Here is a 12,209-nt window from a genome sequence, read left to right as displayed (position 1 = left end):
CAACACCCCTATTACTGGTAAACCAAAATAGAAGCAGACTACACTGGCTTTTTTTACCAGGTATCTTATCTTCAACGACCTATATCATTCCAATGTGGAGTATTGATAAAGTCTAAAGATTCTTTTTCTAAATCCTATCTCACACAAATATAAAAAGCCAAAAGCAGCAACCCTGCTTTTGGCTTTCTTCCTTATACCTGCTTCAATGCTTCCTTAATCGGTGTTTCCCCGTTCAGGATTTCAAATGTTTTCTTATAGGTATTCTCAAGGTCAACCGCTTCTGCCAGGACCGCAGCGACATCTTCACGGGTGATCTCCCTTGAGCTGAATTCCTTGATCTTTTCTTCCAGCAGAATTTTCCCCGTCGCAGGCTCATTAAGAAGTCCGCCCGGACGTACGATTGTATAATCCAGCCCTGATGAACGCAGGTGATCGTCAGCAAGTTTCTTAGCCACAAAATAATGCTTCATGGATTCTATCCCTGTATCAGGAGTGTCCGCATTCATGCTGCTGACAAGAAGAAAGCGGCTGATATTATGCTCTTTCGCCTGATCAATCGTCTTGATTGCACCCCAAAGGTCTATGAGTATGGTCTTATCCGCACCTGTGTGCCCGCCGGAACCCGCAGTGAATATAACACTGTCCACTCCTTCGAAAGCGTGCGAGAAGTCTTTTTCCAAGTCACCAATGACCACTTCATCGGCACCGAGTTCTCTCAATTCGCTTTCCTGCTCTTCTTTACGAACCATGGCAACTGACTTATGTTCAGTTTCTGCCAGTTTCTCAATCAGATGTCTGCCTATTTGCCCATTTGCTCCAACAATCAGGATTTTCATGTTACATTCTCCTTTCCAAGTACACATTTGTATAATAACAATCTACCCTGATAGACCCAAAACATTCCGCCTGCAGCATATCCCCTAACAGGAAATAAGAAATATTTCTTGGGAAAGCGCATAATCTGACACGCCTGCCCTTTTTCTTACCGAAAAAATAAGCATGCTGGCGTTTTATGGCGCATCAGCTCGAAAGACGACTTATTGGGTGCGATTTGTTATAATAGAACCCAGACGAAACCTCATGTACTATTGGATGGTTTCGGTTTTGGAGGTGTAATATTCATGCTGCAAACAGCCAAAACACTTATAAATGCAGATGAAATAGAGGATATGCTGAAAAAGATGGTGGAAAAAGCGTATTTGGACATCAAGGACGACCCGATGCTGCTCTGCATAGACTGCAGCGATGTAGACCTGTATGTAGCTTCTTCAGGCAATCTGGAATTTGAAGAGCTGATAAAGGCCAATTTTAAGCTGGATGAATACGGAGACCCCTTAGACAATAAAGAATACCAGACATTAATGTGTGAGCTTCATGACTGTTTTATAGAGCTTCATAAATCGAGCGGAATGTTCGATTATTTCCCTGAAGGTGAATATGAGGTAAAAGGAGAAAAAAGAGATTCAGAAACAGATATGCTGGGGCCAAAAGGAGTCTTTTTTGCTCCGTTTGAGGACGCACTGCTTATATAAAAAGGAACGCTGCCTTATTGGGCAGTATTCCTTCGGTTACAATGGCTGATTTGGATGCTGTCCGCTGGATTCTCTTTCAGCTGCAGGGAAAATCAGTATAAATTCAGTCCCTTTATTCTTTTCGCTGATGATTTCGTAATGCCCGTCAAGCCGTTTGATGATATCAAATGAAATAAGCAGCCCCAGGCCAGTGCCTTTCGTTTTAGTTGAATAATAGGGGCTGCCCAGCTGTTTGAGCTGTCCAGGTGAAAGACCTGAGCCCTCATCTTTTATTTTTACGGAAACTTCCTTCTGATCCTGCTCTGCGGTCACAATGATAGAACCTCCGTCAGGCATTGATTCTACCCCATTTTTTATAAGATTGATCATCAGCTGCTTAAATTCATTTGCATTGCCATATATATATAAATCATCCTCGGTACGACATCTGATTTCTGCTTGGGATAAAAGGGCAAAAGGCCTGATGAATTCGGAAATTTCCCTCACTAGATCTGTTACCGGCAGCTTTTCCTTTGAGGATATCGAAGGTTTTGCGAGCGAAAGGAAATCTGAAATAATATGATTCGCCCTGTCAAGCTCTTCAAGTGAAGTTGCTACATATGACCGCTGGCCGTCCGTCAGGTTTTGCTCTTCCTTCATAAGCTGCAGAAATCCTCTGATTGTCGTCATGGGATTTCTGATTTCATGGGCAACAGAGGCTGCAAGCTGGCTGATCGCATTGGATTTGTCTGCTGTTTGTAGTTTCTCAGCCATTTCTGAGTGCAATCTGTACATTTCCATAATATAAATGGCAGCACAAAGGCTTATAAATGATAAAAGAAAGAAAAGGGCAAGGTTCACTGCATGCTGAATATGGCCAGTCTGCAGGAAATATATCAGCCTGGTAAACGTGATTAAAAAGTAAAAAGCAAAAGAAACCAAGGTTTTACCAAGGATGTTGATCTTCTGATATTTTTTCCGGATAAACAGCATCGGTATTGATATAATAAAATAATTTATGAGAGTTACATAAAGATTATCTATATTAAAAAGGGCCATGAGAATCAGAAGGGCCGCGATTGACAAATACCCTCCGACAGGTCCAAGATAGAAAAAACAAAAAAATACAGGTATGAACTTCATATCAAATTCAAGGCCATTGGACATTCTCACAGGAAATGCCAGTGTCAGCACCAGGGAGGCAGCAGCAGCAAAAAACATGACCCATGCTCTTTTTTCATGCTTTATGCTAACATTGTGCATAAGCGGGATGATCATCATGATAAAAAAATGAAGAAATAGATTTTCAGCAAACTCCCGCAACTTCATCAGCCTCCACACTTAAAGTCCTGTCAAAAACATTATAGCAAATATTTCGAAAATGGATAGACGGCATTTTAAAGAGCCTGCAAAGGACTTTACACATTACAAAAAACAAAGGAATGGTAGTTATGGACAGCCAGGACAGAAAAATGATTAGAATGAAAGACATTGTCAGAGAAGGAGATCCTATACTTCGGCAAAAAACAGCTGAAGTGGCGGTCCCTCTCAATCAGGAAGATCATGTTATCATGGAGATGATGATGGAATATCTAAAAAACAGCCAGGATCCTGAATTGGCCTACAAATATCAGCTCAGGCCCGGAGTCGGCCTTTCAGCCAACCAGATAGGGGAGGATAAGAGAATGTTTGCTGCCTTCTTCAGGGATGAAAAAGGGGAAGTAAAAGAGCTGAGGGTCTTTAACCCTAAAATCATCAGCCACTCTGCTGCAATGGTTTATCTTCCGGAGGGTGAGGGCTGCCTCTCTGTTGACAGGGAGGTTAAAGGCTATGTTCCCCGCTATGAAAGAATCAAGATCAAATATTCCGATGAAAAAGGGGAGCAGGTAGAGATGCGCCTAAAAGGGATTGCGTCTGTCATCGTCCAGCATGAAATTGACCATCTGAACGGCATCATGTTTTATGACCGCATCAACAAAGAAAATCCATTCGAGCTGCCTGCAGGTGCATCAGCTGCTGAATTGTTTTAAGATGGAGAAAAACAGCAAAAAAGGAGCGGAAACGCTCCTTTTTTTTAATATGGGTCGTTATCTGTGAAAGAAACCGAAGAAATGGCCTGTTCAATTGCCCGGTACGCCTGGCCGAAGGCTGCTGATGAGGAAGGGGTCCCTTCATTCAGAAGCTCTTTACTGCTGTTTCGGGCATGGGTCAGACTGTTGATGAGATCCTGGATCATAATCTTTTTATTCCCGGCTGTTTCTTTTAGTGCTTCAAGTTCATGGATGCACGAATCCAGATCCAGTGACTCAGGATGATCAAAATTTTCCTCCAGCAGCTGTTTAATGTGCTCTAATTGTTCTTTCATATTGAATTCTCCTTTCAGACTCTAAATAGAAACAGCATCAACTTATTCTTCATCAATGAACGAATGAGGCATGGCTTATAGGGACTGACCCGGCAGGAGCCTCTATTTTTTCTGATAAACCTTTGCAATTCCTACACCGCTAGTATGGCTATTCTTCAATGCTTTATACTGGAATATAGGCAAAGCGTTTTTTATCAAAAAAAAGAAAGCAGCCGAGGGCTGCTTTCTGCTGATTCTATACTGTCACAAGTTCTGCCTCATGCTGCTTCGATGGTTCGCCAACAATTTCCTGAACCTCTGCACCTTCCAGTGTCTCTTTCTTCAGAAGGGCCGCAACCAGGCATTCAAATTCATATTCATTCGTTTTAATGAGCATTTCTGTTTTAGCTAGAGCCTGCTGGAACAGCTCTTGCATCTTGGCTTCCTTTTCCGCTTTGACAAAGGTCAGGTTGAAACCGTCCTGGAATAAGCCGATTTCCACCATTTGCTCAAGTATATGCTTGGCCTGCTGGACATCGCCGCTGACACCGATGCTATGCTCGCCGAGATACAGCCTTTCTGCAACTCCGCCAGCAAGAATCATGCTGACCTGGTCAAGCAGCTCACTGCTGGTGGACAGATGAAGCTCCTTTGGTATGGGTGCAACATATCCGAGCGCCTGTCCACGTGGTATGATTGTTGCTTTTCTTACTGAGCCAGGCTTGGTGATGGCGGCAATCAAGGCATGTCCGGCTTCATGGATGGCAACCCTCTTTTTAGTCTCGGGGTCCTGAAGCGGGCGTGTTGTGCTTCCAAGCACCGTCCGGTCAATGGCAAAATCAAGGTCTTCTTTATCTATTTTTTCTTTCCCGTTCCGGATGGCCCTTCTGCTGGCTGTCTCAAAGAGAGAGCTGATGTCAGCCCCTGAGAAGCCGGAAGTGCTTTCTGCTAGTGCAGGCAGGGAAGCTGCTACATCTTCTGCCAGAAGCTTGCCTTTTGTGTGAATGCTGATGATTTCCTGCCTTCCTTTTGTATCCGGAAGCGGAACTAGGAAAGAGAAGTCAATCCTGCCTGGACGGAGGAAAGCATCATCCAGCATATCCTTGCGGTTTGTAGCAGCGATGAACAGGATGCCGTCATTTGAATGGCCGCCGTCAAGCTGGACAAGCAGCTCAGTCAATGTTTTCTCGCTTTCGTCCCCGCCATGCTGCTTCCGCTTGCCTGCAAGGGCATCGACTTCATCAATGAAGACAACTGCAGGTGAGTGCTTTCTGGCGTTCTGGAATAAGCTTCGGACCCTTGAGGCGCCTACGCCGACGAACATTTCATTAAAAGAAGATCCGCTGGTTGAAAAGAATGAAGCGCCGATTTCCTTGGCAATCGCCTGGGCAAGCAGCGTCTTGCCTGTACCCGGAGGTCCATAAAGCAGGATTCCCTTTGGCGGCTTCACACCAAGCTGGATTGATGCTTCCCTGTCTTTAATGATGGAAAGTGTCTGGAGGATTTCCTCCTTCATTTCATCCTGAAGGCCGCCAATATCATCCATTGTGATGGAAGGAAGGGGCTTTGCCTTGCTGGCGCTGTTTTTCATCGAATTGGCGGTGGATATTCCTTTGCCGGATTTATGAAGGTAAAGGCCAATCCCTGCAAAAAGGATCAGTGTTCCACCCAAAATCCAGAAAGTAAATGGATTTGCGGAAGAATAGCTGTACTGGATATTGTAATTTTCAATCAGTTTAGCAACCATTTGGCTGTTTGGAGGCACCTGTGACACATACTCAGCTGTACCTGCGGTCAAATGGAGAGTGCCATTTTTCATTTCTTTTAATAGGACAGTTTCACTAGGATGATCCTGAATGATATTTTCTATGGAAGAAAAGGGAATGGTAACTTCTTTGCTGCCGGATAGGCTGAACCACAGCGCAGCAGCAGCAATTAGAATGGCCAATGAAATAAGGGGGACAGGTTTCGAAATTTTTTTGAAAGTGGATTTCAACAATTTCCCTCCTAAATGAATCTATCTCCATTATAGGAAAACTTGTTCGGACTGTATAGATTTATGCAAGGGAAAAAACATGTAATTTTTGGTAAAGGGTTTTAAATTCTATTTTACAGGGTATTTAAAAAGCTTTTTCATAAGGAAGCCGAGTACCGGCTTGTTAACAGCCGACACTCCCATGATGATCAGAACTCCGCCGATGCTGCTGTATAATGGGATTTTTTCCCCGAGAATAAGGATTGCTGCCAGCAGTGTAAACAGCGGTTCCAAATACATCATGACCGAAACCTGTGTCGCTTCGAGCACCTCAAGCGCCCTTCCCCAGTACCAGTAGCCCAGGGCCGATACAAAAATGCCTAGAAACAGCAGGTGCAGCCACCCGTCCAAAGGGAGGGTATACAGTAATTCATACCCCCGATTTCTCAAAAGGAATGGCAGAGTCGCCAAACAGCCTATCAGGCTTGTCCAAAAGGTGACAGCAAGAGAAGAATAGGGAAGTGCAAATTTCTTGGACAAAATCGAATAAACAGCCCAATTAAAGGTACTGAAAAGCAGGAGGAAATAACCAAGACCAGGGCTGAATTGAAGCGTACCCCCTGAATTTTCTGCAGAGATAACCAGAACCCCTGTAACGGCAATCATCATTCCCCCAATTTTAAGGAGCGAAAGCTTTTCAGATAAGAAAAGGAAGGAAAGCAAACTAGTAAAAACAGGTGTGAAAGAGATCATCCAGCCGGCAGCAGAGGCATCCAGGGTGAGCATGGCAGAAGCTTGTACCATTTGATGGATGAACACCCCAAGTACCGAAAGAATAAAAACATGGGCGAAATGCTCTTTTTTTATGTAAAAGGATTCTTTGAATATTGTGAGAAGGCAGCCCAGGAAGATGGCAGCAATCATAAATCTTAAGGAAACCAGGGCACCCGGTGCCAAATAATATACCAGCCATTTGACTGAAACAAATGAAACACCCCAGAACGCAATTGCCAGAAGGGCGTACCATAAAGATAGAATGCGATTGCCCTGCATCATTCCCACCTCCCATATACCTTCTATTATTCTTATTCAAGTAGAATAGAAAATAGACTGAAAGAAGTGATAGACTGTTGCTTTCGCTTCAAGAGATTTGCCTTTGAATATGATGACTTCATCCAAGGGTTTAGACTCCATATGGATGTAACTGAAAAAGAGTTCTCCTGGTTTCCGATGTTCCAGAGGGGGCATTATATATACACTCATGCCGTTAAAATCGGGACTTGTGATTTGCATTTCACTTTCAGACAGGAAACCTATTGGCTATATCAGCTGAATAAAAAGCTGAACAGGAAATTGCAGCAGTACATCTTGACAATCAAAAGAAAGTAGCGTATATTTAATTCCAACAAAACTTATAGGAATACTCTTATCCAGAGAGGCGGAGGGAATTGGCCCTATGAAGCCTCGGCAGCAGACTCCTTGCGAGAACTGTGCCAAATCCAACAAGCGGAAGCTTGGAAGATGAGAGAAGCGGCAGCCATACGCGCATAAAGCCTCTTCTGCTTCCGGGCCACCGGTCAGAAGGGGCTTTTTTAATGAAGGAAGAAACTATAATGATAAAAGAAGAAGAGAAAAAGGACCAGCTGATTTCAGAGCTGCTGTCCATGGGTATATACAAACAAGAAGGCCGCCAGCTATTTCAGGTGCCGTACGAAGAATTGTTAAAACTTTATCAGGAAAACAGATCACATATTAATGAATAGAGGGAAGGGACTATATATGTCAGAAAGTATTCTAATACCCTGGAAGGATAAGCACTTGTGCGGATCGCTGGATTTTCCTGCAGGATTCAGCAAGAACCGCCGCTATCCCCTGGTCATCATCTGCCATGGGTTTACAGGAAGCCGTATTGGTGTCGACAGGCTATTTGTTAAAACTTCCAACCGTCTTACTGCAGAGGGGTATCTTGTCCTCCGCTTTGATTATGAGGGCTGCGGGGAGAGTCCGGGTGAGTACGGAGAAACAGGTCTTCCCGATTTGCTGGAGCAGACTTTATCTGCTATCGATTTTGCAGTGAAGCTTGATTATGCAAATCCTCATTCAATTTCTCTCATCGGCCATAGCCTCGGCGGAGCCGTTGCCGTGCTGGCTGCTGCAAAAGATGTCCGCATCCGGAAGCTTATCATATGGTCGGCTTCTGCAAGACCATATCAGGATATCGTCTGCATTGTCGGCAGTGAAAAGGTAAAGGCACTGGACAAGGGAGCTTCACTTGATTATTTGGGCTATCAGCTAACGGACAATTACTTTTCTTCGCTGAAGAGATATGAACCTTTGGAAGAGCTTGCGGCATACAGGGGCGATGTCCTGATTGTACATGGAACAGCAGACCAGGATATTCCGGTATCCCACTCAGGAAGATATGCGGAAGAATTCAGGAAGCGGAAGGAAGGATCATGTTCCTTGCATTATGTTACAGGAGCCTGCCATACCTATTCAGCCGGCCGCTGCTTTGCGGAGCTGATCGAATGCACATCAGAATGGCTCAAAGCTTTCAGGGAGCAGCAGTCATATGCATCTTCATGAACTGAATCAATGCTGAAAATGACCGGATTTTAAAAGATCCGGTCATCTGTGGTCATTTTAGGATTCTATCCAGGTAGCGGCGGAGAGTTTTTTCTATTCTGTCCGGTTTCAGACGTTCAGGCTCGAGCATACTGTGCAGGGCCAGCCCGTCAATGAAACTGTATAACATTTCAGTCTCAAGATCATGATCCTGGCCATCCTTCAGCTCTCCATGGGACTTTAGAAAATCCATCATCTGAACAATCCCCGTATATATTCCCTGCTTCAGGATTCGAAATTCTTCCTTTTGCCTGCTGTATGCAACAAACGCAAACCACACCTCCATTTCTGCCATTTTCTCATCAGTGGTTGGAACAATTTCAAGCAGGACTTGATAAACCTTTTCCCTTGGGGGCAAATCCTTCAATGCAATCTCCGAAACCCTGTTTATCACATTTTCATTTACCAGTTTCATTGCATAGACAAGCAGTTCATCTTGTGTGGAGAAATAGTGGCGCAGGGCGCCAAGAGAAACACCGGCTTCCGCTGCAATATTGCGGACAGACGCACCTTCCACCCCTTTATCCAAAATAACCTGCCAGGTGGCCTGGACGATTCTTTTTTTCCTTTGTTCATGATCAACTATTTTAGGCATAGTCTCAGTGTAGCAGACCGTAAAACAGGTTTCAATTTTTAATAATACACTTGTATCACTAAAAGTGTGGTGTTATGATGAGTTTAAACAACAATAGTACTGGAAGGGGAAAGTATGAACTGGATATTGTGGGTTATCATAGGGTGTGAAGTCGGCTTTTGGGTTTTAATCCTGGCCGGTCTTTGTATGCGTTATCTTTTCGGAAAAAAGAAAACCGGTCTCATCCTGCTCGCGATGACTCCTGTTGTAGATCTGATCCTGCTGGCAGCAGCGGGTGCGGACTTATACAGAGGCTCAGAAGCAACACAGGCACATGCATTGGCTGCCGTATATATCGGTGTGTCGATAGCCTTTGGAAAAAGTATGATCCAGTGGGCGGATGAAAGATTTTTATATTACATCGCCAAAAAGGGGAAACGGCCGGAAAAAAGATATGGTATGGATCATGCAAGGCATAATATAAAAGGCTTTGCGAGGCATGGGGCCGCATATCTTATCGGAGCTGCCTTGCTGATGGGAACCGTGCTAATCATAGATGATCCTGGGAGAACGGAAGCACTATCCGGTGTCGTGAAAATATGGTCGATTGTTCTAGCAGCAGATTTGATTTATTGCATTAGTTATTTTATCTGGCCAAAGGCCCCTAAAAAAAGCAAAGAGATGAATATATGAAAAGAATATCCCGCCTCAATCAGAGAGGAGGGATATTCTTTTATATGTTTTCTTTTTCCAGTTCTTCCTCAACAACCAGAATCGGTATTTCCCTTTTCTCCAGCTCTTCAATGAATTCCTTCCGTTGTTTAAGGGAATTCATACTAATATTAAAAGGTGGAAAACCGGTTCCTTGATTGATCTTCACCAATCTTTTCTTTCTCGCTGGAAGCCTTTCAATGTATTTTTCTTCATCCTTCACGATAACCCCAAGGAAAGCATTGCCTTGAACCTCATATGGAAAGATACCCTCAAAATCTTCCCAGACGATGAGCCCGGGGCCGCCTGGACCATTGACTTCCAGACCTTCTGTGCTGAAAGAAACCAAGGGGGCTTTGTCATAAATCATTCCTGCAAAAAGCAGGGCACATCCAAACAATAAAACAGCAAACAGTGAATAGATAATCAGCATAAAAGTTTCCCTGTTTTCTTCATGTAAAACCATATCTGCAGCCAGCCAGGCAAAAAATACACCTGCAGCCAATACAACCAGCATAAACAGAAAGAATTTTCCTTTCGAGGCATAAAATTGTTTTTCCATCTTGTCCTCCTTATTGATTGTTTAGTAGATACCAAATGGAAAATTCCCCCTTATACTGAAATATAAACCAAAAAATTCCATGGTGAAGCAATAATCCGATATTCGAAACGTTTGAGTAGAATTTATACATAAAAAGAGAAATAATAGAAGCAATCATTATTGAAGGTGTGGTTTTTATGTCCCAGCTAGACTTTACACAAGGGAATATTCTGAAGCAGATGTTTATTTTTTCTACTCCCATCATGCTGACGAACTTGCTGCAGGTTTCTTACCAGTTTGTTGACAGCCTCTGGGTGGGGAATCTGCTTGGAGCCGCGTCACTCGGCAGCATTGCTGTTTCAAGCACCGTCATATTTACGGTGCTGTCATTTATTATCGGTATCAATAATGCAGCTTTGACAATCTTGTCGCAGCAAAAAGGAGGAGATGATGAGAAAGGTCTGAGGCAATATCTAAACAGTTTTGTGATTATCCTCACACTGCTTTCCCTTGCGCTGGGAGCGGCAGGCTATTTTGCTTCAAAGCCTATTCTCCAGTGGCTTGATACCCCAGAGGCGATGATTGCTGAAGCAGACTCGTATTTAAAGATTAATTTCCTCGGCATCCTTTTTTTGTTCGGCTACAATTTTATCGGGACGATTCTTCGTTCTCTGGGGGACAGCAGGACGCCGCTGATTTTTGTACTGGTCGCGGTGGTCCTAAACAGCATATTGGACCCTGTGTTCATTTCTATCCTGGGATGGGGGATCGATGGAGCTGCCTATGCCACTCTTGCCGCCCAGGGGATCGCATTCATATCTGGCATGTATATTGTTTTAAAAAGAAAACTCGCACCTTTTTCGATACCGTTCATGCCCGGTAAAGATGAAGTGTGGACGATACTAAAATTAGGCATACCATCAGGACTCCAGATGATGGTGATCTCAGCGGGTGTAATGGCCATTATGAGTGTGGTGAATTCCTTCGGGGCGGACACGGTTGCAGGCTTTGGGGCAGCCCAGAGGATTGACAGCCTGATCATGCTGCCGGCTTCGGCGCTCGGCACAGCCGTCAACAGCATGGCAGGACAGAATATTGGGGCAGGCCGGTGGAAAAGGGTCCATAAGATTGCGCTCTATGGTTCACTCTACAATTTAGGCATAATGCTCTTGATTGCCGGAGCGGCTGTGCTATTAGCAAAAGCGGGAATATCCCTGTTCATTACCGAGCCTGGAGCCGTTGAGTTTGGTACAGGCTATCTTGTATCAATTGCTTTCTTTTATCCGTTCCTCGGGCTTAATTTTGTATTAAATGGCATAGTAAGGGCTGCAGGTGCCATGTTCCAGGTGCTTGTGCTCAATATCATCTCCTTTTGGGTGCTGAGATACCCTTTGACCTGGCTGTTCTCACAATGGATGGGGGAAGAGGGGATCGCATACGGAATGGGAACAAGCTTTATGATCAGCAGCGTGATTGCTTTTTCGTACTATAAATACGGCAGATGGGACAAGAAAAAGCTGTTTTCAACTGAAAAATGACACGCCAAAAGACACTCCCTGTGCGGAGTGTCTTTTGGCGTGCGGAAAAAAGGAAAGCCATATATCGATCAGGCTCCTGGAATACATGAGTGGGGAGAAAAAAAGGAGAGTCATGTATCCCATCACGTTCCCGGAATACATGAGTAGGGAGAAAAAAGGATGGTCATGTATCCCATCAGGCTCCTGGGATACATGAGCAGGGAGAAAAAAGGATGGTCATGTATCCCATCATGCTCCTGAGATACATGAGTAGGGAGAAAAAAAGAAAGTCATGTATCCCATCAGGTTCCTGGAATACATGAGTAGGGAGAAAAAAGGATGGTCATGTATCCCATCAGGCTCCTGGGATACATGAGTGGGGAGAAAAAAGGATAGTCATGTATCCCATCC

General features: G+C 44.2%; 13 protein-coding genes and 1 riboswitch. Of the genes, 6 read left to right on the top strand and 7 right to left on the bottom strand.

What is annotated here, in order from left to right; translation table 11 throughout:
* Positions 1 to 191 precede the first annotated feature (191 nt).
* Entirely contained in the window at positions 192 to 836 is a 645-nt protein-coding gene (locus Q9R36_RS22285; RefSeq protein WP_009793683.1) for an SDR family oxidoreductase, read from the bottom strand.
* Between the two features lie 285 nt (positions 837 to 1,121).
* On the opposite strand from Q9R36_RS22285, the gene Q9R36_RS22280 reads away from it, so the two are divergent.
* Positions 1,122 to 1,532, top strand: a complete 411-nt coding sequence (locus Q9R36_RS22280; RefSeq protein WP_022543891.1) for a hypothetical protein — start codon at positions 1,122 to 1,124, stop codon at positions 1,530 to 1,532.
* Between the two features lie 36 nt (positions 1,533 to 1,568).
* Here Q9R36_RS22280 and Q9R36_RS22275 read toward each other — a convergent pair whose 3' ends face one another.
* Complete coding sequence (locus Q9R36_RS22275; protein ID WP_311225876.1) at positions 1,569 to 2,840, bottom strand: ATP-binding protein; 1,272 nt, start codon at positions 2,838 to 2,840, stop codon at positions 1,569 to 1,571.
* A gap of 122 nt (positions 2,841 to 2,962) precedes the next feature.
* On the opposite strand from Q9R36_RS22275, the gene def reads away from it, so the two are divergent.
* On the top strand, positions 2,963 to 3,541 hold the full coding sequence (def, locus tag Q9R36_RS22270; protein ID WP_009793686.1) for a peptide deformylase: 579 nt from the start codon (positions 2,963 to 2,965) through the stop codon (positions 3,539 to 3,541).
* Positions 3,542 to 3,585: 44 nt separating this feature from the next.
* Here def and Q9R36_RS22265 read toward each other — a convergent pair whose 3' ends face one another.
* The 3 genes from Q9R36_RS22265 to Q9R36_RS22255 form a co-directional block, all read right to left on the bottom strand.
* Positions 3,586 to 3,876 carry a hypothetical protein gene (locus tag Q9R36_RS22265; protein ID WP_311225875.1) on the bottom strand — a complete coding sequence of 97 codons (291 nt, stop codon included), beginning with the start codon at positions 3,874 to 3,876 and terminating at the stop codon, positions 3,586 to 3,588.
* Positions 3,877 to 4,111: 235 nt separating this feature from the next.
* On the bottom strand, positions 4,112 to 5,851 hold the full coding sequence (locus Q9R36_RS22260) for an AAA family ATPase (protein WP_009793688.1): 1,740 nt from the start codon (positions 5,849 to 5,851) through the stop codon (positions 4,112 to 4,114).
* Positions 5,852 to 5,959: 108 nt separating this feature from the next.
* Positions 5,960 to 6,886 (bottom strand): DMT family transporter, encoded by a 927-nt coding sequence (locus Q9R36_RS22255; RefSeq protein WP_094769495.1) that lies wholly within the window; start codon positions 6,884 to 6,886, stop codon positions 5,960 to 5,962.
* 367 nt (positions 6,887 to 7,253) lie between these two features.
* A riboswitch (SAM riboswitch) is annotated at positions 7,254 to 7,358 on the top strand.
* Positions 7,359 to 7,425: 67 nt separating this feature from the next.
* Between Q9R36_RS22255 and Q9R36_RS22250 the strand changes: the two genes are divergently transcribed.
* Positions 7,426 to 7,593 carry a Fur-regulated basic protein FbpA gene (locus Q9R36_RS22250; protein ID WP_084520832.1) on the top strand — a complete coding sequence of 56 codons (168 nt, stop codon included), beginning with the start codon at positions 7,426 to 7,428 and terminating at the stop codon, positions 7,591 to 7,593.
* Between the two features lie 16 nt (positions 7,594 to 7,609).
* Positions 7,610 to 8,416 (top strand): alpha/beta hydrolase, encoded by an 807-nt coding sequence (locus tag Q9R36_RS22245; RefSeq protein WP_257964156.1) that lies wholly within the window; start codon positions 7,610 to 7,612, stop codon positions 8,414 to 8,416.
* Positions 8,417 to 8,468: 52 nt separating this feature from the next.
* Here the strand turns inward: Q9R36_RS22245 and Q9R36_RS22240 are convergent, their stop codons facing one another.
* Positions 8,469 to 9,050: a TetR/AcrR family transcriptional regulator gene (locus tag Q9R36_RS22240; protein WP_009793694.1), complete on the bottom strand. Its 582-nt coding sequence runs from the start codon at positions 9,048 to 9,050 to the stop codon at positions 8,469 to 8,471.
* Positions 9,051 to 9,164: 114 nt separating this feature from the next.
* Here Q9R36_RS22240 and Q9R36_RS22235 point away from each other — a divergent pair, with 114 nt between their 5' ends.
* On the top strand, positions 9,165 to 9,722 hold the full coding sequence (locus tag Q9R36_RS22235; RefSeq protein ID WP_009793695.1) for a hypothetical protein: 558 nt from the start codon (positions 9,165 to 9,167) through the stop codon (positions 9,720 to 9,722).
* Positions 9,723 to 9,762: 40 nt separating this feature from the next.
* Here the strand turns inward: Q9R36_RS22235 and Q9R36_RS22230 are convergent, their stop codons facing one another.
* Positions 9,763 to 10,302, bottom strand: coding sequence for an STM3941 family protein (locus Q9R36_RS22230; RefSeq protein ID WP_311225874.1), 540 nt, complete (start codon positions 10,300 to 10,302; stop codon positions 9,763 to 9,765).
* 176 nt (positions 10,303 to 10,478) lie between these two features.
* On the opposite strand from Q9R36_RS22230, the gene Q9R36_RS22225 reads away from it, so the two are divergent.
* Positions 10,479 to 11,819 (top strand): MATE family efflux transporter, encoded by a 1,341-nt coding sequence (locus Q9R36_RS22225; protein ID WP_311225873.1) that lies wholly within the window; start codon positions 10,479 to 10,481, stop codon positions 11,817 to 11,819.
* Positions 11,820 to 12,209: the final 390 nt, after the last annotated feature.

It is taken from the genome of Bacillus sp. AG4(2022) (assembly GCF_031844465.1).
Taxonomy (GTDB): Bacteria; Bacillota; Bacilli; order Bacillales; family Cytobacillaceae; genus Bacillus_AB; species Bacillus_AB infantis.
Note: the sequence above shows the minus strand (reverse complement) of the source record. Positions and strands in the feature narration are given on the sequence as shown.

Excerpts from the sequence above, each read along its gene's own strand:
- Q9R36_RS22285 (WP_009793683.1), bottom strand. The coding sequence starts at position 836 with ATGAAAATCCTGATTGTTGGAGCAAATGGGCAAATAGGCAGACATCTG.
- Q9R36_RS22280 (WP_022543891.1), top strand. The coding sequence starts at position 1,122 with ATGCTGCAAACAGCCAAAACACTTATAAATGCAGATGAAATAGAGGAT.
- Q9R36_RS22275 (WP_311225876.1), bottom strand. The coding sequence starts at position 2,840 with ATGAAGTTGCGGGAGTTTGCTGAAAATCTATTTCTTCATTTTTTTATC.
- def (WP_009793686.1), top strand. The coding sequence starts at position 2,963 with ATGGACAGCCAGGACAGAAAAATGATTAGAATGAAAGACATTGTCAGA.
- Q9R36_RS22265 (WP_311225875.1), bottom strand. The coding sequence starts at position 3,876 with ATGAAAGAACAATTAGAGCACATTAAACAGCTGCTGGAGGAAAATTTT.
- Q9R36_RS22255 (WP_094769495.1), bottom strand. The coding sequence starts at position 6,886 with ATGATGCAGGGCAATCGCATTCTATCTTTATGGTACGCCCTTCTGGCA.
- Q9R36_RS22250 (WP_084520832.1), top strand. The coding sequence starts at position 7,426 with ATGAAGGAAGAAACTATAATGATAAAAGAAGAAGAGAAAAAGGACCAG.
- Q9R36_RS22245 (WP_257964156.1), top strand. The coding sequence starts at position 7,610 with ATGTCAGAAAGTATTCTAATACCCTGGAAGGATAAGCACTTGTGCGGA.
- Q9R36_RS22240 (WP_009793694.1), bottom strand. The coding sequence starts at position 9,050 with ATGCCTAAAATAGTTGATCATGAACAAAGGAAAAAAAGAATCGTCCAG.
- Q9R36_RS22235 (WP_009793695.1), top strand. The coding sequence starts at position 9,165 with ATGAACTGGATATTGTGGGTTATCATAGGGTGTGAAGTCGGCTTTTGG.
- Q9R36_RS22230 (WP_311225874.1), bottom strand. The coding sequence starts at position 10,302 with ATGGAAAAACAATTTTATGCCTCGAAAGGAAAATTCTTTCTGTTTATG.
- Q9R36_RS22225 (WP_311225873.1), top strand. The coding sequence starts at position 10,479 with ATGTCCCAGCTAGACTTTACACAAGGGAATATTCTGAAGCAGATGTTT.